At 43.6% G+C, this 23,006-nt stretch carries 22 protein-coding genes; 8 read left to right on the forward strand and 14 right to left on the reverse strand.

Annotation, left to right across the window (positions count from 1 at the left end):
- Positions 1-34: 34 nt before the first annotated feature.
- Genes R7P80_RS19225 through pdhA form a run of 3 tightly spaced genes read right to left on the reverse strand, consistent with a single transcriptional unit; the run spans position 35 to position 3,250 of the window.
- Positions 35-1,183, reverse strand: coding sequence for a dihydrolipoamide acetyltransferase family protein (locus tag R7P80_RS19225; protein WP_053307766.1), 1,149 nt, complete (start codon positions 1,181-1,183; stop codon positions 35-37).
- A complete protein-coding gene (locus tag R7P80_RS19230) occupies positions 1,180-2,163 on the reverse strand; it encodes an alpha-ketoacid dehydrogenase subunit beta (RefSeq protein WP_017634235.1) in 984 nt (327 codons plus the stop codon). Before R7P80_RS19230 ends, R7P80_RS19225 begins: the two co-directional genes overlap by 4 nt.
- Positions 2,156-3,250, reverse strand: coding sequence for a pyruvate dehydrogenase (acetyl-transferring) E1 component subunit alpha (pdhA, locus tag R7P80_RS19235; RefSeq protein WP_025998586.1), 1,095 nt, complete (start codon positions 3,248-3,250; stop codon positions 2,156-2,158). The genes R7P80_RS19230 and pdhA overlap by 8 nt, the downstream gene beginning before the upstream one ends.
- Before the next feature lie 65 nt (positions 3,251-3,315).
- Between pdhA and R7P80_RS19240 the strand changes: the two genes are divergently transcribed.
- The 4 genes from R7P80_RS19240 to yegD all read left to right on the forward strand — a co-directional run bounded on the left by R7P80_RS19240 (position 3,316) and on the right by yegD (position 6,649).
- Entirely contained in the window at positions 3,316-3,510 is a 195-nt protein-coding gene (locus tag R7P80_RS19240) for a hypothetical protein (protein ID WP_147289583.1), read from the forward strand.
- Between the two features lie 396 nt (positions 3,511-3,906).
- Positions 3,907-4,227, forward strand: coding sequence for a DOPA 4,5-dioxygenase family protein (locus tag R7P80_RS19245; RefSeq protein ID WP_115386690.1), 321 nt, complete (start codon positions 3,907-3,909; stop codon positions 4,225-4,227).
- Positions 4,228-4,551: 324 nt separating this feature from the next.
- Positions 4,552-5,175, forward strand: coding sequence for a hypothetical protein (locus tag R7P80_RS19250; protein WP_005375837.1), 624 nt, complete (start codon positions 4,552-4,554; stop codon positions 5,173-5,175).
- A 121-nt stretch (positions 5,176-5,296) separates the two neighbouring features.
- Positions 5,297-6,649, forward strand: a complete 1,353-nt coding sequence (gene yegD / locus R7P80_RS19255) for a molecular chaperone (protein WP_225477807.1) — start codon at positions 5,297-5,299, stop codon at positions 6,647-6,649.
- 340 nt (positions 6,650-6,989) lie between these two features.
- Here yegD and R7P80_RS19260 read toward each other — a convergent pair whose 3' ends face one another.
- Together R7P80_RS19260 and R7P80_RS19265 are read right to left on the reverse strand one after the other, a co-directional pair.
- Positions 6,990-7,463, reverse strand: a complete 474-nt coding sequence (locus R7P80_RS19260; RefSeq protein ID WP_005375841.1) for a copper chaperone PCu(A)C — start codon at positions 7,461-7,463, stop codon at positions 6,990-6,992.
- 93 nt (positions 7,464-7,556) lie between these two features.
- On the reverse strand, positions 7,557-8,018 hold the full coding sequence (locus R7P80_RS19265) for a hypothetical protein (RefSeq protein ID WP_005388493.1): 462 nt from the start codon (positions 8,016-8,018) through the stop codon (positions 7,557-7,559).
- Between the two features lie 439 nt (positions 8,019-8,457).
- Here R7P80_RS19265 and R7P80_RS19270 point away from each other — a divergent pair, with 439 nt between their 5' ends.
- Complete coding sequence (locus R7P80_RS19270; RefSeq protein WP_115386688.1) at positions 8,458-9,507, forward strand: Preprotein translocase subunit SecY; 1,050 nt, start codon at positions 8,458-8,460, stop codon at positions 9,505-9,507.
- A 476-nt stretch (positions 9,508-9,983) separates the two neighbouring features.
- Here the strand turns inward: R7P80_RS19270 and R7P80_RS19275 are convergent, their stop codons facing one another.
- From R7P80_RS19275 to R7P80_RS19290, 4 genes are all read right to left on the reverse strand, one after another.
- Positions 9,984-10,262 (reverse strand): hypothetical protein, encoded by a 279-nt coding sequence (locus tag R7P80_RS19275; protein ID WP_080996836.1) that lies wholly within the window; start codon positions 10,260-10,262, stop codon positions 9,984-9,986.
- 3 nt (positions 10,263-10,265) lie between these two features.
- Complete coding sequence (locus R7P80_RS19280) at positions 10,266-10,898, reverse strand: hypothetical protein (protein ID WP_225473152.1); 633 nt, start codon at positions 10,896-10,898, stop codon at positions 10,266-10,268.
- A 271-nt stretch (positions 10,899-11,169) separates the two neighbouring features.
- Positions 11,170-11,466, reverse strand: a complete 297-nt coding sequence (locus R7P80_RS19285) for a hypothetical protein (RefSeq protein ID WP_115386687.1) — start codon at positions 11,464-11,466, stop codon at positions 11,170-11,172.
- 149 nt (positions 11,467-11,615) lie between these two features.
- Positions 11,616-12,815 carry a DUF5666 domain-containing protein gene (locus R7P80_RS19290; RefSeq protein ID WP_225477809.1) on the reverse strand — a complete coding sequence of 400 codons (1,200 nt, stop codon included), beginning with the start codon at positions 12,813-12,815 and terminating at the stop codon, positions 11,616-11,618.
- Between the two features lie 89 nt (positions 12,816-12,904).
- Here R7P80_RS19290 and R7P80_RS19295 point away from each other — a divergent pair, with 89 nt between their 5' ends.
- The 3 genes from R7P80_RS19295 (at position 12,905) to R7P80_RS19305 (ending at position 15,853) form a co-directional block, all read left to right on the forward strand.
- The gene (locus R7P80_RS19295; RefSeq protein ID WP_047101150.1) at positions 12,905-13,573 is read left to right on the forward strand and encodes a response regulator transcription factor; all 669 of its coding nucleotides are present in this window, start codon (positions 12,905-12,907) and stop codon (positions 13,571-13,573) included.
- Positions 13,545-14,786: a sensor histidine kinase gene (locus R7P80_RS19300; RefSeq protein ID WP_047100951.1), complete on the forward strand. Its 1,242-nt coding sequence runs from the start codon at positions 13,545-13,547 to the stop codon at positions 14,784-14,786. The genes R7P80_RS19295 and R7P80_RS19300 overlap by 29 nt, the downstream gene beginning before the upstream one ends.
- A gap of 137 nt (positions 14,787-14,923) precedes the next feature.
- A complete protein-coding gene (locus tag R7P80_RS19305) occupies positions 14,924-15,853 on the forward strand; it encodes an SRPBCC family protein (RefSeq protein WP_047100953.1) in 930 nt (309 codons plus the stop codon).
- A 146-nt stretch (positions 15,854-15,999) separates the two neighbouring features.
- Here the strand turns inward: R7P80_RS19305 and R7P80_RS19310 are convergent, their stop codons facing one another.
- From R7P80_RS19310 to R7P80_RS19330, 5 genes are all read right to left on the reverse strand, one after another.
- Positions 16,000-16,455: a hypothetical protein gene (locus R7P80_RS19310; protein ID WP_047100954.1), complete on the reverse strand. Its 456-nt coding sequence runs from the start codon at positions 16,453-16,455 to the stop codon at positions 16,000-16,002.
- Positions 16,456-16,467: 12 nt separating this feature from the next.
- A complete protein-coding gene (locus R7P80_RS19315; RefSeq protein WP_225491848.1) occupies positions 16,468-18,246 on the reverse strand; it encodes a S8 family peptidase in 1,779 nt (592 codons plus the stop codon).
- Positions 18,247-18,494: 248 nt separating this feature from the next.
- Positions 18,495-18,836 carry a hypothetical protein gene (locus R7P80_RS19320; protein WP_033906993.1) on the reverse strand — a complete coding sequence of 114 codons (342 nt, stop codon included), beginning with the start codon at positions 18,834-18,836 and terminating at the stop codon, positions 18,495-18,497.
- A 10-nt stretch (positions 18,837-18,846) separates the two neighbouring features.
- Complete coding sequence (locus R7P80_RS19325; protein ID WP_213965160.1) at positions 18,847-20,760, reverse strand: tetratricopeptide repeat-containing diguanylate cyclase; 1,914 nt, start codon at positions 20,758-20,760, stop codon at positions 18,847-18,849.
- Between the two features lie 610 nt (positions 20,761-21,370).
- Positions 21,371-22,627: an aromatic amino acid transport family protein gene (locus R7P80_RS19330; RefSeq protein WP_017820237.1), complete on the reverse strand. Its 1,257-nt coding sequence runs from the start codon at positions 22,625-22,627 to the stop codon at positions 21,371-21,373.
- Positions 22,628-23,006 lie beyond the last annotated feature (379 nt).

A 23,006-nucleotide genomic window follows, 5' to 3' on the forward strand; every position in this document is an offset into this window, starting at 1 on the left:
GGACTGGAAGCCTTTATCATTTGATTTTTATAAGTTACTTTTCGCTCGGACGTTGCAGGTGCTCTGCAAGTACTTTTGTAAACCTTGCAGCTTCACCACCAGTACAAGCGCGATGATCAAACGTTACGGATAGCGGCATTGCTTTCACCGAAATTGCTTGACCATTTCTTATCACAACTCGGTCGAGTATTCGGCCCGCGCCGACAATAGCGACTTGTGGCGGTGTGACGACAGGTGTCGCGTAAATACCGGCAATCGCGCCGAAGTTGGAAAGCGTAATCGTCGCGTGTTGCAATTGCTCACGACCGATTTTTCTCTCTCTGATCCCTTCAACGGTTTGATCGAGCCAACGACGAACATCTTGTGGCTCGTATTCATCTGCGTGGCGCAAGACTGGCACGTACAATCCATGACGGCTATCTACTGCAATTCCTACATTGACCGTTGTGTGTACACAGCGTGTCATGGTTTCGGCATCAAACCAAGCGTTTAAAGCGGGCTCTTCTTGACACGCATGAACAATCGCTTGAACAAGGCGGATACTGATATCTTCGTTTGGCAGCCAATCTTCCAACAATGCTTCTTCCGTAATGGTTACGGCGGCAACATGTTCGTGCGACTCGGTCATAGACGATACCATGGTACGTCGAGCGCCTTTCAAAACTTCGGTGCCTGGACGCTGTTTTCCGGCTTCGTCGTAAATATCGGCATCTACGATAAGTCCGTTCGGGCCACTACCTGACACGAGGTTAAGATCTACCCCAAGTTTTTGTGCCAACAAGCGAGCCGAAGGCAGGGCGGTAACGAGGTTACTTTCTGTCGTGTTGTGGTTGCCACCAATCCAGAAATCATCAACGTTAACATGATGCGCTTGGTGAGAAACGCTACCGACGACGGTTGCGGCGTCAGCAGTGGCTTTTTTCTCTTCCGTTACTTCTATCCCGGCACCTGTTTCATCAATCTCTAGCAGTAATGCACCAATATTGACGATTTCACCTTCCTCACCATGACGGCTGACCACACGGCCCGAATAGGGGGCAGGGACGTCTACCGTCGCTTTTGCTGTCTCTACGGTTAAGATCACTTGATCTAATTTAACCATGTCTCCGACATTAACGTGCCATTTGACAATTTCTGACTCAGCGAGACCTTCACCGAGATCGGGTAAATTAAACGTCTTCATTTCCAATCCTCCACGAGTTCGCGCGCCGCGGTCACAATGTCTTCTTCCTGAACCATGAAATAATCTTCGTTACGGTAATAAGGCATAATGGTGTCCATTCCAGTTACTCGTTTAGGTGGGGCTTTAAGTAAGCACATGGCGTGTTCAGCGGTTCGAGCTAATAGCTCAGAGCCCACACCACAAGTTTTACTCGCTTCATGAACAACGAGTAAACGCCCAGTTTTTTCTAGTGAGCTGAAAATCGTCGCGGTATCAATTGGCTTAATACTCGCCAAATCAATCACCTCGACTTCAATTCCCTGACTAGACAAGGTTTGCGCGGCCTGAAGTGACTCTACGACGCATGCGCCCCAAGTAACGAGCGTGATATCTCGCCCCTTACGTAAGGTGAAGCAGGTGTCGAGTGGGAGTGCTTCGCCGTTATCAACGACTTCAGATTTAACGGTGCGATATATGCGCTTCGGTTCGAAGAACATGACGGGATCATTGCTTCTAATTGCAGCGAGAAGTAAGCCGTATGCGCGTTGTGGAGAAGAAGGAATCACCACTTTAAATCCAGCAGTGTGAGCAAATAGCGCTTCCACGCTTTCTGAGTGGTGTTCCGGAGCGTGGATACCGCCGCCAAATGGCGCACGAAAAACCGCGGGACAAGTGAGCCGACCGCGAGTTCTGTTACGCATTCGAGCTGCGTGGCACATTAAGTGCTCCATCGCAGGAAAAACGAAACCTTGAAACTGAAATTCGGCGACAGGTCGTAATCCTTGCGTTGCCATACCGACCGCAACCCCGCCGATTAAGGCTTCAGCGAGTGGCGTATCGATGACTCGTTTAAGACCAAACTCTTGCTTGAGTCCAACAGTGGCACGAAATACACCACCATTATCGCCCACGTCTTCACCTAGTACGACAACATTGGGGTCTTGTTGCATTTCGTGGTGCAGGGCAAGGTTTACTGCTTCAACCAACGTTAGCTCAGCCATGTCTGCCTCCCTGCATTCTCATTGCCTTGTTGATGAGTTCATCTCTTTGTGCATGAAGCTCTTGAGGTAGCGATTCATACAAATAATCGAAACCGGTTTCTGGTGCTTGTGGCGGTAAGCTCAGATAGCGTTCAACAGCTAACTCTACTTGCTCTTTACAGTAATCTAGCCATTGCTGTTCTTGTTCGTCGCTCCAAGCGCCTTGATTAAGGAGGTACGTTTTAAGACGTGCGATAGGTTCGTATTGCCATGCAGTTTGAACATCATCTTCTTTACGATAACGAGTCGCATCATCGGCCGTAGTGTGGTCACTCAGTCGGTAACTCACCGCTTCGATGAGTGTTGCACCTTTCCCTTTTCTTGCTCTCTCAAGGGCGGTTTTAGTTGCATCATAAACGGCGACGACATCGTTACCATCGACAGTAATACCCGGTATACCTGCACCTTGCGCTTTTTCTGATAAGAAATCGGCGGCACATTGGAGACTACGCGGAACTGAAATTGCCCACTGGTTATTGTTTACGACGAAAACAAGTGGAATATTCCAAGTACCTGCGCAGTTTATTGACTCAAGAAAGTCCCCTTTGGATGTACCACCATCGCCGCACATCACTAGCGCAGCTTCATGGTTACCTTGAATTTTTAGCGCGGAAGCCACCCCGACAGCATGCGTACATTGCGTCGCTATGGGTACACAGTAGGGAAGGTCTCGGCTAGGAACCGGACTGCCTTCAGGAGCAAAATCACTCCCGCGCTCATCGCCACCCCAGTATTGAAGGTTCTTTTCCATGCCAATGCCACGACACCACATCGCAGGCATATCGCGGTAGTAAGGAACAAACACATCATCGGCTTTAAGTGCTCTGCCGACCGCAATGCCTATGGCTTCCGCGCCTAAGTGTGAGGGATAGGTCCCTAGCTTACCGGTGCGTTGCAAGGCAACTGCTTTGTTGTCGTAAGTGCGAGTTAATACCATATCTCGGTAAAACCCGACCAATGTTTCAGTGTCAGCCCAGTTGGGTAGTTGGCCGACTAGGTCCCCACGATGGTCGATAAACCGATGCATGGGTAATGCCTGAACGTTCATCTCAAGCTCCTTTTGACGCTGCGGGTCTTTTGGACTGCAGCTGTTCATACAAAACCAGAGTTTGTATGGGTACTCAAACTCTGATATCAGCGCAAAGGCCATACCTAAGGTTGCGTGTGCTTTCGATAGCGGTAGGCATCTGTTCGTCCCTTAAACTATTTGTCGATAACATCGCTGCGAATATTTCACCGCAAGATACAGAGAAAGGCTTTTCTGTATCTAACCCTCTAACTAAATCGTGGTATAGCCAGATACAATAAGTGTAAACAAATTGTTAAATTATGCTTCATTTTGACTTTCGCTCAGTAGTAAAGTTTTGCTTACACCCTGATTTTGCAGAGTAATATGCTGCTATTTTGTTGGTGGTATTTTTAAACTCGAATTTAATTACTGGTTAATGAAACATATTTGCAACAAAATTTGGCTGTAAAATTTGACAAAGTGAGTCATTATTAATGAATCAACTCAAACAGTTGCTATATGATGAATTGCAAATTTTTGTTGTGCTCGAAGCCTCGACCTTATGAGAATGCATAACTTCTTCCCAACTGAGTGGAATCAAGGTAGGGTGACGGCATTACAAATGTATACCCTCGGCAGTCCTTGAGCTTATCCAAAGTAGGTGGTGCTCAAGTGGAAGTGATTATGGAGAAGTTATGTACCACGCTCATGTTTATTTTCCCCTAAGAGAACAAGATAAAGCGCAAGCCTTGAACGAGATCATCCGTCAAGAGCGTCAAGATGTGCTGCGTGTGTTTCCATTAGTTGGAAGGTTAGTTGGCCCACACAAGATGCCGATGTTTGAAATTCACCTAGAATCATTGAGTGAAGAGTTCTTGGCGTGGCTTGATACGATTCGAGGCGATTTTTCTGTGCTTATTCACCCAGTAAGCGAAGAAGAGTTGCTCGATCACACAGAACACGCGATTTGGTTGGGCAGAGAGATTGGTGTATTTGAAGAAAAGTTAGAGAAATAGTTGCTCCTCTTGCCCATGCATGGCCGCTTTGAATCCTTCTCTTCTCATTGCGGTCACAGCTTCTGCTTAACGCCTCATCTTCATTGATGGGTGCGGAATCCCTCTCTTACGCTTTGCTGTAGCTATTTTTGTGCTAAACCTAAAAGTAGGCTTTCGAACTTCACACAAAGCGTGAAAATGTCGCTGTATAGTATGCCGTTGAATGAATTTTGGTGGTAATAAAATAATAAGTCTTTGATAAATCAAATAGGTATAGCAGGGAAGTGCAGTTTACGACCCCAACGCCATTGGCAGTGGCGCCGATAATTTCTGAGGGGGAAGGGTATGTTTTCAATACTCTTGGTTATACTTGCACTCTATATATTTTGGCTGTTGTTTCGCAACGGGCCTGAGTTTGCCGGGCGTACCGCCCAAAAAAAACGTGACTGGGTTGGGCCTACCGCCAACAAAGAAGAGTGGCGAGGATTTTGTACGGATGTATTTCAGCCGTTCAGTTCTCAAACAACTTTCTACGCCATTGCTTATTTTGCCAATTACGTAGCAGCAGCGAACGCAATATCTTGGTCAACGATATACGAAGGCGATTATCCGGTCATCATAAGCCGATTTGGTAGCTACTTCATTTTAAGTACGCATGATGCACTGGTCGTAGCTGGGTTTATTGCGCTTGCTTTCTTTATCATTAATTGGCAACTTGCCATGCGCTGCTCTGGTATTCTTAGCCAGTATCTAGTGCGGATTCTTATTATTAATCAAAAGCGCTTTGTCGCGATTAGCTTGGTGTTTTGCAGCTACTTTTCGTACCTACTGACGCTTGGTATATTCTGGCTGTTCCATGATGGGTATTCAATCTGGCATGGATTAATGCTTAGCCCCGTGTTCCTGTTGTTAGCTTTACTGGTAGCGGTTGTTGTGCCATCTGCAAAAAGAGAAAGTAGTGTACCTTAGATAGATTTTCCACGTTAAATTACACTTGATTTTGGGATAGTAATTCTTATGCCATTAAGTTAGCATTGCCAGCTTTTTAACGGTCAAAAGGCCACTAATCAGTGGGACAGTGGGAGAAACAATGTTTATCGGCTTTGACTATGGTACTGCAAACTGTTCAGTGGCTAAAATGGAATCGGGTGATCCAGTACTGCTTAATCTAGAAGGAAACAGCCCTTTTATTCCTTCCACCCTTGCTGCACCGACTCGTGAATCGGTATCCGAGCATTTATTTCGCCATCGAGATATTAAACCATTAGATCAAGTTGGTGAGCAGGTTTTACGCCGGGCAATCAATTTAAACCGAGAAGAAAGTATTGACTTAGAATCCGACGACATCGCGTTTGGTCAGGCTGCACTTAATCTCTATTTGGAAGATCCTCGCGATATCTATTATGTGAAATCGCCGAAGTCTTTTCTTAGTGCATCTGGCTTGCGTGATGTGCAATTGGCTTTCTTCGAAGACCTTGTCTGCGCGATGATGGACAATATTAAGTCTCAAGCCGAAAACGATGCGCAGCAAAGTATTACCGATGCTGTGATCGGCAGACCAATTAACTTTCATGGGCGTGGCGGTGAAACGGCTAACATTCAGGCTGAACGCATTTTGTTGCGGGCAGCGAAACGTGCGGGCTTCCAAAATGTGGAGTTTCAGTTTGAGCCTGTCGCGGCGGGCCTAGAGTATGAAGCGACACTCAGCGAAGATAAAATCATTCTAGTAGTCGATATTGGCGGTGGTACAACGGACTGTTCGTTGATCCAAATGGGACCGTCTTGGCGCGGCAAAGCAGATAGGACCGCAAGCTTGTTAGCTCACAGTGGCCAGCGTGTCGGCGGGAATGATCTTGATATCGCGCTAGCATTTAAGCAGCTCATGTTCCCTTTTGGCATGGGAAGTAAAATGGAGTCAGGCATTGTGATGCCGACTACCCAATTCTGGAACCCGATAGCAATCAATAATGTAGAAGCGCAGAGTGACTTCTATTCGCGAGAGAACCTATCAGCGTTAAAGTTGCTTCAAAAGCAGGCTCAAGAGCCAGAAAAACTTGCTCGTTTGCTAGAGGTGTATCATGAGTCTTTAGGCTACAACATTGTTCGCCGTGCCGAAGAGGCAAAAGTGGCACTTTCAGAACAAGCTTCTTACCGAACTGGCATCAACTTACTATCAGAAACGATTGAAGTTGATGTACGACGTGACGAAATGATCGAAGCGATCCAGTCGCCAAAGAATAAAATGACGGCGTTGGTGACAGAAGCGGTAGAGCAAGCTGGAGTTAAACCCGATGCTATCTTTATGACTGGAGGTTCGGCACGCTCGCCAATCTTGCGCGATGCGGTGCAAACCGTACTGCCAAGTATTCCGGTTGTCAGTGGAAACTATTTTGGCTCAGTAACTGCCGGCTTAGCTCGTTGGGCTGAGGTTTGTTTCAAGTAGAAAGAAAGCTGATTAACCGTGGGTCTTTGTTGCCAAACTTATGATTTCATTTAGGCTTGCCAAGTGATGGTTGGAGAACTTTGTCGAGAGGTTGAGTTTTAAGCGGGTAGGGAACCTTTTTAGGATCTTAAGTCTTTCAAGGTCATTCTGAATAGCGAGGGACGAGCGTGATTTAGAATCTCTTGCCCGAGCACGCTGTTATGATATGTGACCCCGTTTCGCCGAGCGTTATTCATCACCATTATTCTGAAGAGTCGAGTTAGGATCTACCGGAATAATGATTTTGACTAAGCTGAGATAAAAATGCCCGCTAAATCAGCGGGCACTTTTGTTTACGTCATTAATGGTGCATGTGTTTTTCCATGTGACCTTGTTTTTCAACCGCCATTTCTACTTCCACTTTACCCGCGTTTTTGAATGTTAACGTCATAGGGAAGCGGTCGCCTTCTTTAAGAGTTTGTGTTGGGTTAAAAATCATTAAATGGAAGCTGCCTGGCTTAAACAACACTGAGTCATTGGCTGGAACGCGCACTTCGTCAATCTTAATCATTTTCATCACACCATCTTCTTTCTTATGCGTGTGAATTTCGACATGCCCTGCGATTGGGCTTTCTGCTGCGATCAATGCATCTTCACTGTCACCGTGGTTGGTTAATTGAAAAAAACCACCGATAACAGGTGCGTTTGGTGGCGCTTCGCGGCTCCATGGATGGTCGATATGAATTTTTCCTGCTTCATAATCGTGCGCTAAACTCAGTGGGCTAGCGATGACAGCAATAAGCGCGATAGCGGCGGTTTTTAATGATTTAAGCATGTGTTTTTCCTTTTGAATTAATAGCTTCTCTGAATGGACAACAAACAGAGTCATCGTTATTTTTGAATAAAGTTGTCAATGATTAGATGCCTGTTAGGCAGGAAAAACACTCGGCGGAGAGTGCTTAGGCGCGATGTGTTTGTAAACGAGCTTATCGCATTTTGAAAAGTGATAAGTCGTCAGTGCATACTTTACTCGGCGCAGCCAATGGATGGTTGTCAGGTAAAGCCCAATCGCAACTAAAAGAAAGAATTGAACAGCTTGAAGAAGCGGGCATTCAAACTGGAAGCCGTCGTGTAAGTTAAGATCTTGGATGAGCTTAGAAGAAGATTGAGCGTTAGCCTCAATCAACGTATTGATATCCACCCATTTGAAACCATCTGCGGTACACAGTAAAACCTTTTCACTTTGGACTTTGTTGAGCCAAGTTGTGCTGTGAACTTGTGTAGGATTAAGAGCGGCTGTGGACGCTAAATACAACTGAAACAACACCGCGATAATAACCGCAATAGCGTGCAAGCGATGGTGTTTGTGCTGTATTAGAGTGTTTTCCATACAATTGAGTGCTTATCTTCTTCGGCGCGGGATACTAACAAATTAACCAAACAATGTAATTATCAGTTTACTAAAAGGTGATGCAAGTGTGCATTATTTGTTTTGTTGCCTATTTTTAACGCTTTAATGTCTTGATTCGGCTGACATTCACAACCTCCAATTCAACTTGTCAGTCTTGCTTAGTCGCTTCTGAAGATACCGAATTAATCTCTCTTATATGTCACTGAAGCTTCGGTTAGTGGGTGTCGTGGTGGTGTTTTTACGTGCTAGATTTGGCTGATATCGATTCAAAATGCACACCGAATCTTCACTTGTTTTCCATTAACGGAATTATGACAGTAATTTAATAAAGGATACGGTATTCTGCGCTCCTTTGTACATGTCAGAAACGTCCGTCCTGCTTAGTCGGAGGGGCGATTAATCTTAAGAAATTTCTCAAATGAAATACGAACAACAGATTGGATATCGATACCCTAAAGGTCGATTTGCCATGGTGAGTGTATATGCATTCACCGGTGCTGCGATTTTAGCATCGACTATTTTTTCTCTATTGCTGTTTTTGTCTATCGACGAAAACCCGATGATGCAAACCTTATTTGGTGGTTTAGCGATCGTTTTTGAAGCAGGTAAATTTTACGCTTGGTATGAATACGGTGAGCGCCGAGCCCATCGCAACTACACAGGAGCAGCAACCGCTCTCGTGTTTTATTTAGTCTTAGCTGCGATTTCCATTGGCGGTAGTATTGGTGGGATTAATAGTGCAACCAATAGTGCACAAAGTCATATTTCGGTAGAGCAGGCGAAAGTGGAAGCGTTTAATCGTCAGATTGCGGCAATCGATAAGCAGATTGAGCTCAACAATATGGCAGCGCAGAAATACATCGAGATGGAACGTATCGCGACTGGTGTAACTCGCATCCAGGAGCAAAACAAAACCTTACGTGAAGAGCAGCAACGCTTGGCTATGGAGCGTGATAGTTTACCGCCGGTGACGCAAGGCTCAGTGATTGGTTTAATTGATAGTCTAGCTAACGCATTTGGTACCACCTCTCAGCAAGCTCAGCTTGGCTTGGTTGTATTTCTTTCGATTCTTTTGGACTTCTTTGCTGCATTTTTTGTTGGCTTGATTGGTGAAGAGCAACGGTTCCGATATTTCTATCGCAGAAATGAGGGCATGATATTGAAAACAGTTCGCGATATAGACCCAGCGCCTGCGGGTTATCTTCCTCATATAAAAGAGGAAGTAGAGCAAGAAATACCAGCAGCGCCGGAGCCAGAAGAACCAAAGGAACCGAAAACCTTGTTAGAGCAAGTTAGCGATGCACTTAAAACGCATCAAATTACGTGCACCAAAAAAGCCGTTGCTAAACAGTTTAGGCTGTCTGCGGAAGAGGTAGACAAGGTATTTGAAGAATTGGCAGAGCTCGGTTTAGTGGGGAAAAAAGCTAACCACCATTATCATTGGATAGGTGAAGCAGAGACCGCATAATTGGTTATCTATTAAAGTTCGGAAAGAGCGTCAATCGGCGCTCTTTTTTGTATTAGCTCCCCATGAACTCGTTGTTAATTGTTAAATAAACTATGAGCAGTTGGTGATACAAACTACAAATTCATTTGGATATAAGTTGAGGTTAGATTTGAGATGTCCGAGACGGCTAGATATTCACGAGCAAGGTATATGTGTTTCAATACATAAATAATTTTCTATCACGGTACAGCGAATAATTCCGACGTCTCAATAGAGGGTATGAACTATGCGCATTCAGACGTCCAAGAGCTCTAAATCCCCGAGTCAAAAGGCTCTCTTTTTTTCATTAAAGAAGTCATGATAGCGGTCTCGTGCTCGAGGGTGAACGTTAGAAGATATTCGAACCGGCCTTACTCGCCAGATCAGTTATTAATAAACCAATAATAAAATAGGCACCAATTTGATGCCTTTGGTGATAGCTGGACAACCCGATACCACTAATCTCTTTCTGACTTAAAACGATACTGTTCCGACAAGCAGACCAGAAGGCCAACTAAAGCTGAGACTAAAACTACACACACTTGGTAGCTGGTTTTCTCTACATTAAGATCGTTCAAAATCTCGGTAGTCGCAATCATAGGAAGCGTTACCGTGATCAACAAGCTAAATAAGCGAGAAACCCTAGATTTCTTTCCATGTCGCTTGGTATAGAAGTAATGCGCGTAATCCGAGTACATGATAAACAAGGAAACTAAAAGACCCAGTATCCAAAACATAGCTTACAAATCCTCTATTCCAAGCATGTTACGTCGTAACAACTCTTTCTTTGCAGCTAGCGCATCTGCCTCGTTAAAGCCTTTGAGTACACTAGCGAGAATAACAGCTACAAAAAATGCTCTCGCGCCAGCTTGTTGTGCAGTTGATGAGAGGCTGAGTTTTTTGAAAGTCTCTTCAGCGATGTGCACTGAAGCCATTTCTTTAATCAATGCAGCCCCTTGACCTTTTGATAGTGCGTATATAACAGCTGCCATAAAGCCGACCTCAAGTTTAATATCGATGGTGATAAACCATGTAGAAAGGAAATTTGCAACTGCTTTATGAGTATTAAAATACTGGCGCAGCTCACCATCTGATAGGCTCCAAGGGTTCCACATTGGCTTGGCAATACTTTGCGCTACCAGCATTTGAATCTTACCGAAAAATTTCGAATTCCCTAAAGCCTGTGCCTGCTCAAGGACTTTTCTTTGGTCGCGTCTATTGAGCTGTCGATACAAAATGACACCTGTGATTATAGGCAAAACCTTTTCTCTGTTGTTTCTGATGAAGTTCAAATCGGCATCTAAGCCTGTCAGTACCGCCAATTGAACTACAGGTTCGGCTTTTAGAGTCTGTTCACTATAACCTCTAACCATCGTTAAACCTCCTTTCTTCGATATATAGTATGTGTACAATATAGCCAAGTGACTTGTATGCAAGTTGTTACATTTCTCGTTAGGCTCAAAGTCTCAAAGTTAGGAGGAATTATTACTAATTTTTGAACTTGTGTAGTAAAAATAGTGTGTGGTCAAATGCAGGTTTTTGAATATGAAAAACCAAGATTAGACGTGTGCTTCAAACAACTGGTAAATCGCCACTTTATTCTAGGAAAATGTTTTCTACGCTCAAACATCTATGATGTAGGTATCAATCGTTATTGAGCTTTTTGGTTACGTCTTTCACCGTTTTCTTCTCTTTTTCCGGTGTCATTGCATCAACAGCTTTACCCGCCACCCCTTCATCTGGCAATTTGTCTTTTCCTGCATCAACTGCGGTATCTTTCAGTGCCTCTTTAGGCGTACAGCGACCCCCAACACCAACCACGGCTTTTGTCGCAGCGGCTTTAGCTGCCTTTTCTGCATCGCAGTCAGGATCCATAACGCTAGCTAAGCTCGTGGCTGAACCAAAAAACAAGATTAACAAAATGAGGTTGCGTTTTTTCATATTCGTCACCAATGTTGTGAAACATAGGTAAAGTGTAACGGAGAGAAAAGGCTTTGGCTGAGAACTTGTTGGTTTGAGCTTGGGAAGCAAAGTAAGGTGAAAAGAAAAAGTGCCACCGAAGTGACACTTTTTCTTAAGCGTAGAAGGGATTAGTAGTCGTAAACGTCTAACTCCACTTCACGGGCAATATTTTGCTCGTTAATGATCACACCTTCGACTTCGACACGAGCACCATTTAGGTTAAGTTCTTCAATGCCTTGGAAGCGTGTTTGTGCATCAATCACAACGGTGGTGTTACTTAGTACTTGATCAGCATCATTCTCACAATGCTCAATTTCAAACACTCTTGAATCAGCATCGTAGTTTGATACATAGCCTTCACATTCAAACTCTTTACCCCGCCATTGGTTGTCATTGTCAAACTCCGACCGCTCAAATTCGATGACGGTAGCTGTGCGTTTGCCATTTTTCATCACAGAGGTCACTTCTACTTCTTGACCTTGTTCTAGATTAGCTTTGCTACCATCCTCAAAGCGTGTTGCGTTATCAATGAAGAAGGCTCCTCGGTAGTTTAGAGAGAACTCACTATAATCCTTGGCAACCCAAGTCACGATACCTTCCACATCGCTGTCATTTTTTAGATCGTCGTAGTCTTCAACTTCTACCTCATTTGCCATGAAGATGCCGTTTTGCATTTCACCTTCGGCTTCAATCCATTGACCAATGCTAAGCTGGTTAACGTTGTTATATGTCACCGTTACTTTTCCACCTAACTTAAATGTTCCAGCATTTTCATCGGTACTAGTAATGCGACCTTCCAGTTCGTAGTAGCTTCCAAGTGCTGGGTAATCGTTATCTACGTCGAGCTCGACCACAGACAACACTCGATAACCCGCATCCGCAGTCGGTAAGGATGACACCATCACCCAGTCGTTGATCTCTATATCATCACTTAAACCGTCAAACTGCAGCTCTATGCCGTTTACCGTGAATTTTTTCTTCACATGATCAATCGCTGTCACACGTCCAGTAATGGTTGGTTCAAGTGTGACTCGGACGCCATTGCCCGAAGCTTGCCGAATATCTGAACCCACGCGAACCACCATTTTGGGTTTTACATCGGCCAATTGCACTTGTGTGTCGTCATAAACCACCTCAGACACACGATACGTATGTCCATTGACGGTTAACGTGCTTTCTTCAGCGTTGACCGCTTCAACAGAGCCAATCGCTACACTTGGTTTCACTGCTGGTTGAGTTGGTGTGCTATCGCTATTGGTGCCACCACCTGAACCACCACAACCAGACAATGCCAAACCTACTACAGAAATAAGAGCGAGTTTTTTCATTGTATTAGCCTCAATTTACGAGCGAGTTTAGGAAATTGCCTGTATCTTATTGGGCATATCGTGAAGAGATCGTGAAGAAATTTGATTTTATGAAAATTTTAATTGTAGATGACAACCATAACGTCTCGGAGACGATTGCAGACTATCTTGAGCTCGAAGGCATGATTATCGATTGTGCGTTTCATGGAGAGGCTGCGATTAAGTTAATCGAGGAAAATCATTACGATGTAATCATCATGGATATCATGATGCCGAAGCTCGATGGCATCAGTACGGTACAGAAGCTTCGACAAGATAAGTTATGTGGAACGCCAATTCTCTTCCTAACGGCAAAAGATACGCTAGATGACAAAATCGCGGCTTTTAAAGCGGGGGGAGATGATTATTTAATGAAGCCATTTGCGATGGAAGAGCTCAGTTTGCGTGTTCATGCTTTGGCTAATCGTGGTCCAAGACAAGATATCGGAACGCTCAAATTTGCAGATATTTGTTTAGATGCGCGTACAGGAAAAGTAACGAGAAAAAACAAAGAAATTAAGCTGAGTCGAATTCAAACTAAAATTTTAAAATTGCTCCTCCAACGTGCTCCAGCAGCGGTCTCGCGCGCAGAAGTGATCGATAGTGTGTGGGGAGACGAACCACCTGGAAGTGATGCACTTCGTAGCCATATTTACGGTTTAAGAACCGCGCTAGACAAAGGTTTTGAAGAATCACGATTAGAGACTATTCATGGACAAGGTTACCGACTTAAAGCATAACGAATATCCAAGCATTTATCGCAAGATCCGTTGGGGTTTTGGGGTCATGACGTTTGTGATGTTTACTCTTTTTTGGTCGCTGATTTATGTGGCAGAAAACAAACTGGAAGTGCTGAGTTTACATCACTGGCTAGATACTGAAGCTGCGCTTTATAGTGAGAATTTCGAGAAACAGGGCTGGGATGCGCCATTGCCAAACGTATTGGAATTCAACTCATATTGGAGTGAAGCACCGACACCCGATTGGTTGCTCTCTTTTACTTCACCTGGTTTTTACGAATATCTGCTTGGTGAAGAAGACAAACACTTTGTTGTATTGAACCATCCCTCAGGGAAGGGGCTTATGTACATTGTGTTTCAAGATGACTCAGATGATTACTTGGACGAATACGAAAGCTCGCTGCATCAGTTTACGCTACTGCTCGGTGGCTTATTTTCATTTGTTATGGTCGGGTATGGCATTTATATGGTGCGAATATTGTCTCGACCACTAGCGCAAATCGAAGAAAAAATTAGCCAAATGTCACCGGATCAACCCGCTTTCCAAGTTGAAACTAAGTTCAGCGAAACACGCCAGATAGAGCAGACTTTGCTGGATAATAAGAACGATATCGCGGGCTATTTCAAACGAGAACAAGAATTTAGCCGTTTTGCATCGCATGAGTTGAGAACGCCAATCATGGTGATTAAAGGCTCAACAGACATTCTGACGCGTCTTCCTGATCAACCTCGAGTTGCGCAAAAAGCCATCACGAGGATGCAGTCAGCTTGTGACGAGATGCGTGTACTGACAGAAGCGTTTCTCTTACTTGGTAAAGAGAAAATAGAGCCTCAACATTACGGAGAGCATCAGCTTCTTACTTGTTTACAAAAACAACTGGAAGAGCTAGCTCCTTTATTTGCCAAGCAAGATTCGAACTACGCTTTGCACGAACAACATAGTGGTGTAGTGAAGGCACCAGAGAGTTTTGTGACCATTGTTATCAACAATCTGATTAAAAACGCCTTTAGCTATAGTGTGGGAGATATTGAAATTGAGTTGAAAGGTCATGCGCTTAAGATCCTAAACCGTCACGATGGCAACGAGACGTACAACGCTGGTTATGGTTGTGGGCTTGTTATCGTACAACGAATATGTGAACGGATGGGGTGGGCGTTAGTACTGGACGATGATGGTGTTCGATTTAGTGCAAAAGTGGAGTTCTGCTCTTAGCTTTGCGCGTATTGATTCAAGTGAGAATTAACGCTCTGGATTTTTCTTGTCGTACGCATCTAACCCGTAGTCAAACAAGAAAAAACTGGAATTTGAATTAGACTGAAGTTAGTGAAGCGGAAACTCGAGGAACCGTTATGCTCTCTTATCAGGTCAGCCGAAGTATTGAAATTAATAAGAATCAAAGTGAAATTATTGGCTATCTCAAGAACTTCAAACACTGGCCCAGCTGGTCACCATGGATCATTCTTGAACCAAGCTGCGAGCTGACATTCAGTGATAATCAGGGCCACGTTGGAGCTGGTTATCAATGGAATGGTCAGCGTATTGGGACTGGCGCGATTGTACTGGAAAGTACTCAAGAGCATCGATTAGATATGGAGCTGCATTTCTTTCGTCCAATCAAGAGCCATGGAAAGGTGACTCTAATCGTGACGCCGTCACAAAATGGCTGTTTAGTCGAATGGCAAATGCAATCTCGCGTCCCTTGGTATCTGTTCTTTCTGAAAAGTATGTTTAAGTCGATGATAGAGATGGATTATCAACGTGGGTTACGCATGCTTAAAAGTAAGCTTGAAACCGGAAGAGTGCATTCAGACTTAGTCGAAATTGGGAACCGAACGTTGCCTCAAATTCATTATATTGGGATCAAGGGTGTGGCTAGCTTGCAGGAATTAGGTTCGGTAATTGAGAAGCATGTTCAGCAACTAGAACAGTTAGTTAGTGACGAAACCCTATCCGTGAATGGTGAATTGTTTTGTTATTACCAGTCGATGGATATGCAGAAAGGTACATTCGAGTTTATCACTTGCTTTCCTCTTCATAACTCAGTACCAGCGCCTCAAGGGGCGGTTACCGGTACCATTCCTGAGAGTGAAACATTTGTCGTTGAACACCGAGGTGAATATCAGTTTTTGGGAAATGCATGGGCTTTAGCGATGAACTTGGTTCGTCAGAGTGGTATGAAAGTCAAAACCAGTCCTTTAGGAATCGAACGCTACCTGAATAGCCCGAAGGAAACCACGGAAGAAGAGCTAAGAACGGAAATTATTTTGTTTAAGAAATGACAGGCGCAGGCGAGTAGGGTGTTTAGGTATCATACTAGTTATGCGAAATGTTACTAAAGAATAATAGCGTATCTGTTCCTACCCATAAAAATGCCTCAGCAATCGCTGAGGCATGGTTTTACAGGCCAACTTCTCTTGTTAGAGAATTATTGTGCACGGTATTTACCGCTGTTTAGTTCAATTTTAGACGCTTTTACCCGGCTGTCTGCATTTAAGTAGTCGCTAATACTTAGCAGATCTTGATCTTGAGATGCTTTTAACACCGCTGATTCCCCCTCTGCGAAGATAACTTCTAATTTTAACTCTTTGGCGACTGCTTTCGCTTCGTTAGGATTGTTTACGGTGATATAAACCAGTCCTGTGGCTTTGGATACGTTACTAAACGCATTCTTAAACACCTCATCACCCGCTTGAAGTTTTACGTCTTCAGATAGGGTTCTAACAGTGCCAGTTTGCACTTTTCGATAATCTTGGCCATTAATCTCAACCGCTTCTGATGGCACAAACAGTTCTGGTGCAGGTTGTTGAGAGAGCTGTTGCTCAGCGTATGCACTCGACGTCATGATAACGAGAGCCAGCATAGAAAATGATTTGTATTTCATGTTATTGACTCCTTAGTGTCCAAATATGCGCATCGACCAGTTCTTAATAACACCGGGCTGAGCGTTGTTTGCCATCGGAACGTCATAGATGGTGGAAGAGTTGAAATATGCAATGTAAGAATAGACTTCATCGCCGTTCGTATCAATTGCTCGCAACGTCCATTCGCCTTTTGCATCTTCGCCATAAAATTGGTTAGACAACATTAATTGATCTTTGTAGCCTGTAATCGTTGGATCAAGAGATTGGCCAACAAGACCATTGCGCGGTGTTTGCAAAACGGAACGAGTCCCTGATGGCGAAATGAGCTCAATAGCTAAGTCGGGCAGACGAGCGTGGTCCAATGTCAATGTCACTTGAACGGATTCTACTGTCAGCTCATCGGCAATGGCGATACTTGAAGAACCACCAACTAGACTTGCATCGGGTACACTTACTTCTGTAGCGTTATTAACCCATGGCGTAATGACTTGAGCTGGTAAAACACGATTCGTCATGCGAGCACGTTGCATCGCTTCATCTAAATCTACAGCGCCGAAGCCATAAAAAGTATGGAAATCTACGCCTGCTGCGTTTTTCTGCCAAGGGGCAATGGCCTCGTAGCTAACCTGTTCACCTTTATGGTTAGTAAATTCAAGCTGTACGCCTGGATGCGCTTTATCCGTTACTTTTGCTGTCTCCGCTAGTAAAGCACGTACATCACGAGCAGAAAGTGCGTGGTTGGTTGACATGATTGCCGCGATGGCACCCGATGTGTTTGGCGCAGCCGATGAGGTTCCGTTCATCGTACTGGTATAGTTACAGTTCGGATCGAGCTCCGTTCCGCCGTGTAACCCATTAATGCCAAGGCCTTCACTGGTATTTTGCCCTTCTTCACAACCCATTAAATCAGTGGTGACCATAGCAGGGAAATCTTGCCCATATTCACCTGCTGGTGCTGCAACCCACACGTTCGAACCCACCGATGAGTAACTCGCTCGCGTACCATCCGCTCGTAGTGCACTAGTGACTAAATTGAAGTAATTGGCGTTATCATAAGACTGAGCAGAGTTGTGCATCGGTAAGCCTTGATTGTCTCCACCAGCAAAGAAGTTACTTGGCAATACGAAGAATCGCCCTGCATTGAAATAGCGGTAACCATTACCTGCTGACTTTACAAATACAGCACCTCGACCCCAGTCGTTACTCTCGCTGACGTTTTTCATCACGTCCATTTCAAGTTTTAGTTGAGGGTCGCTTTCATCAAAAGTAATCGGGTTTATAGGGCTGAAACCGTAACTTTGGTTAAATACGCGAACATCGCGTGTTGCTGGGTCCATGCCATGGGAGATTAACCAGCCTTCTAATGTCTGGTTGGCTAACCAGTTAAAACCGATGAGGGAAGAGTGATAAGCGACACCGCGTCCGCCTTCACCGTTGTTGCCGACGGCGCTAATCAAACCGGCTACAGCAGTGCCATGACCATTAGTATCAACCGGATAACTTGGTGGGAATGAAGAGTCTTCGACGAAGTTTCTGCTACCTGTAACTATATTACCTGCAAGGTCGGGGTGATCGATCTGCACTCCAGAATCAATGACGGCAACTTTCACACCAACACCTGCAATCCCCATTGCCTGAGTGAGCCTAGTGTTTAAGTCGTTCCCAGCAACAGCAGGATTAGCCGCAAACGCAGTTTGCCCCGTGTTGTCTAAGTGCCATTGTTCAGAATAGAGTGGATCAAACGCCGAGACGGCAGGTGCAATGCCTACTGCCAACATAGCAGCAAATAGGCGATTAATGCGTATTTCCATTTTTGACCTCATGTCTTTGTTTGGAATTTTTTAGTTCCTGTTTCATATTCCGCTAACAGGAACAAACAAAGCTAACGACAAAGAATAAGGACGAAAACCATTTACAACTTGTTTACATTAAAAGTTCGATGGACAACATAAGTCTTTGTTAATTTGCTGAAACCATGAGGTTTTTATATGTCGTATCGAACATGCATGAAAAGTGAAAAGCAGAAAATACGAGTGTACCGTCTGCTTCAAGAGAGGAGTTATTTAGTTGAAGCGGGTTGAATAGTTGCCATTGGTTTTTTAGGTTCGGCTTTTTCCTTAGGCAGCACGTTATCAATCCATTTTTTAATGTACAACTTATCGAATTCTTTATCACACCACTTTTTGTTTAATCCACGTCGATTGAACTCAGCACCAATCGCCACTTTGGTTTGGTTGGTTGCACGGTTGTAGTAGAGAGTTTCACATAGTTGAGTGTTACTCATTTGCTGGGCATATACATTGACACTGCTGCTGCGCATTCCCAGTTGAGATGCTTGCTGATTACTGCACGCCATAAGAAATAGAGGCGCAAAAGTAATAATGATTAGATTTTTTTTCATGTGTGCTTTTTTATGATGTAGGGTGAATGATGAACTGGTTTCTGCCAGCTTGCTTCGCATCATACAAAGCTTGGTCTGCCAAGAAAAACCACTGATCCCATTCTTGTTTAATTATTTGTGCCGACAGTTTGTCCACTGCTCCAAGGGAAATTGTCGCGTTTAATGGTTTAGAGTCAACCACCAATGGCGTGTTTTCAACAGTATATCTCAATCGCTCCAAAAACTTAGCGCAATCTTCAACTCGCTGTACTTCGAATAATAGGACAAACTCTTCTCCACCCCAACGAATGAGTAGGTCACCAGAGCGGGTGGATTCATTAAATAGCGTGGCAATATGAGTCAGCATTTTATCGCCAATATCGTGTCCATATTGATCATTAAAGGTTTTAAAATGATCAACATCTAAAACTGCTAAGGCAAATGTTCTATCTGGGCTTCTACGAGCCATTTTGTCCAGCCAAATGTGAAGATAGCGACGGTTATGCAGTTGAGTTAACGGATCGGTAGTATTTTCTTGAGTGAGTGCTTTATTAATACGTCTAACGCGCAGTACGTAACGAAAACCAACGACACCAATTGCCGTAATAGCGATAAAGTAGAACATTTCTCGATAGCGCTGCGAACGCAGTTCAGACGCTTGTAGCGCATTTTTTGTTTCTAGCAATTTGAGTTCTTTCTGGGCTAACTTAGCTTCGAGATCAAACTTAATGTTAATCATCTCTTCACCATGAATATGATGAGAAAACTCAGCCTCCAGCTCTCTTAATTGGGTTAAATAATGAAAAGCGGCTTCATAGTCATTAAGAATTTGATGAGCGTTTACCAGTACCGAAAGCATATCAATACGCTGCCGCAGCTCTAATTCACTGGTTGACTTGGTTTGTTCTAGAACGTTAAGCGCTGTTGTAATAGCTTTATCGTATTGTTTGTTTGCGAGGTAAGCCTCTGCAAATGCCTCGTAACAAGACGTTTTTAGCATTTCTAGATTTTTTGGAATGGGCAGGTCTACGCAACGTTGTGCGACCATTAATGCATCATCAATTTTTCCTACCGAGCTCAACATTTGTGAAAAGCTGGATAAAGAGTGGTGCTTGACTGTGTCAGACCCCGTTTGCATTGAAAGTCGAATGGCTTCATTGAAATAATATTCCGCTTTTTTGTTATCTCCGAGGCTCGAGTGAACGATGCTAAGGTTTGCGTAGATAACCCCCATAAAAAAGCTATTATCGTATTGATATTCGCTCTCTAGGTAAGTGTCGAGAGCTTGCGTTAGGTAGCTGTTGGCCCGAGCCCAATCTGATGCGTCGATGTAGACCGTCCCAATGTTGTTCAGTGTCATCGCGACTTGTATTTCAAATACTGTTTTTTCTAATAACTCATAGGCATTGCGATAATATTTTAGGCCACTGCGTAGTTGATTTCGAGATACTTCTAGATTGCCTAACCAGCGGTAAGCACGGCCTTCTAATGCTAGATAACCAAGATCACGGGCTGTAGAAACAACGTCATGGAGTAACAATTCTGCGTTCCAGTTATCGTCTTGCTCAATCATTGTTACAGCCTTATTGAGCTGTGCTTCAGCGACGACCCATTCCAAATGGTGCTTTTTACCGAATTCGATTAAATCGGGCATATCTTTCGGTAATGGAACGCCTTCGTAACGCTTAAGGTACTTTCGTGCAAAGTAATACAGAGCAAGAGACTCCGCTGATGCATTCTGTGGCGCATTTAACTCATCTTTTTGAATTGATCGCGGCTTACCCATCGAGCGAAAGTAGAGTTTTAACATGGGCTTGCTTTCTGCTGAAATGTGTTCTTCCAGATAAGCTTGCTTTTCGGTACTCGCCAGTACGTTGGTGGGATGCAAGAAAAGTCCAAGTGCAGTACAAAGTGCGCAAGCCAGTTTTTTAATTGAGAAGTGCATGAGCGTATTAATAAAATGTGATCTCTTAACCGAATACCAGTTAAGTCTACCATTTCTTGTTGGTTAAGTGCGGATGGATTCCCAGTGGCAAAGTGTTTTGGGAGTGAGATACGAGAAGGATCTCTATAATATTATGATTTATAAAACAAAATCTATTGAAAACTTATGCAATGATTAGGCGATGGTATAGATAAGGTAACGATGACAGGTAGGCGAGCATATTCGGTGGACTCAATCTAATGATTTAAGCCGCGGATTCATCGCTCAAAATCAGGGCGAAGTGTAAAAAATTACGTTTCTGTCATAAATATTTAATGTTTGTATGGGTTGTTAAAAAACTGGATATTAGACATAGTGTTATTAAGCCAATAAAAAATGGCTTTTATAATAAATAGGAGATTAACTATGCATAATGAAATGATTCAACCTTCGCACTTCGGCATTATCGGCCGTACCTGCATCGCTTCAGTACTTATGATTGCGGGTGTTTTCGCTCTTATTTAAGAGTCAAGGGTAACGATGATTACCTTTTAAAGAGTAAGAAAATTCAGGGAATCACCTTAACCTTGTGTAAGGTATTCCCCTGAAAATCCAAGCTAGTCTTTAGTTATTAGCTGAAGAAGCTAAAAATCAATGCACTTACCGCCACAATGCCTGCTGCTAGAACAAAGTAAGTAGAGACATTTCCTCGATATTGTTTCATCGCCTCGATTTTATACACCGCTAACATTGGCATAATAAATAAGATCATTGCAATAACAGGCCCTGACAATGCTTCCATCATACCAAGAATACTTGGGTTCATGATCGCGGCCGCCCAGATTGAGAAGAACAGTGCTGCCACGCTGATACGATCAACACGCTTCTCAGATAGGTTAAAATGCTTGTTAATTAAACCATTTAAGCTTTCACGCGCACCTAAAAAATGCCCAAGGAAAGATGAAGTGATAGCAACAAACGCTACTAAAGGACCAAGTGTTGCAATAAATGGATTATCGGTTGCGTTCGCTAAGTAAGACAATACGGATACGTTTTGTTCTTTTGCTTGAGCCAATTGTTCAGGTGACAGTGTTAGTACACAGGAAAATACAAAAATAAGAACAAAGGCAATCAGCATGATGCTAGTGCGACGAAGAATAACTTCGGATTTGGCATCTGCCTGCTTACCGTAATGGCGACGTTGTACATTTGCAAAGCTTGAAATTGCAGCTGCGTGACTAAACGAGAAAATCACTACAGGAACTGCTAACCACATAGTGCTAGCAAAAGCTGACGCTTCTGGCACATCCATGACAGGCATGGTCCAGTTCGGTATTAAGTAAAATGATAGAAAGGCAAGAATGGCAACAAGTGGGAACACCATGATGGCAAAGGCCCGTAGCATTACTTTTTCACCCGCCATCATAATAGCAATTAGTGCAAACACTAGTACGCCAGAAAGCAAAGGTCTAGGTAAAGAAGCCATATCAGCCTGATTTACCATGAAGCTATCTACTGTGTTTGTTATTCCAACCCCATATATCAACAGGATCGGGAAGATCGAAAGAAAATACAGCAGTGAAATAGAACGACCTGCTTTTGCGCCGAAGTGCTCTTCCACTACATCAGTGAAGTCTGCGTTTTTGATCTTAGAAGATAGTACAAAACGAGCTAAGCCACGGTGCGCAAGATAGGTCATTGGAAAAGCAAGTACTGCCATCGCGACTAAAGGCCAAAAACCACCAATCCCAAGGTTAATTGGCAGAAACAGGATGCCTGCGCCAACGGCTGTTCCAAATAGGCTAAGAACCCAATGTGTATCATGTTTTGACCAAGCTGTGGTTGTGTTTATTTCACTAGGATTTAAGGCATTTCGAGATTCTTTCACTTTAAAACTCGCTTTTATAAAAATAATAATGCTGAAAATGGTAAAGGTTTTAGTGTTTATTATCACACGCGAAGCTTGGTGAATAATGCTGTGAATTTGGGGTGGTTGTAAATTATCCAACTATGAATTTTTCAATTAACCAGAATAAAGCTCTTAAATTTAATACGTTCAATGGTTGTATGTGTTGAAATTTTCATCTTGTGTGGTTTTTGATTTTGCGGTTAAAACTTAATCACGGATGTATGTTCTAAGTGAGTTAGGCCTAATTTTCAGGAAGAATATTACATTTCTTAAGCACTTAATTGAGATGTTTGTGTCCCGTCATTTAGATGAGATTTAGGTATACTGCTGCCATTCATGTTAAAGAAGGAGTCATTGA

It is taken from the genome of Vibrio sp. 2092 (assembly GCF_033339635.1).
GTDB classification, from domain to species: Bacteria; Pseudomonadota; Gammaproteobacteria; order Enterobacterales; family Vibrionaceae; genus Vibrio; species Vibrio alginolyticus.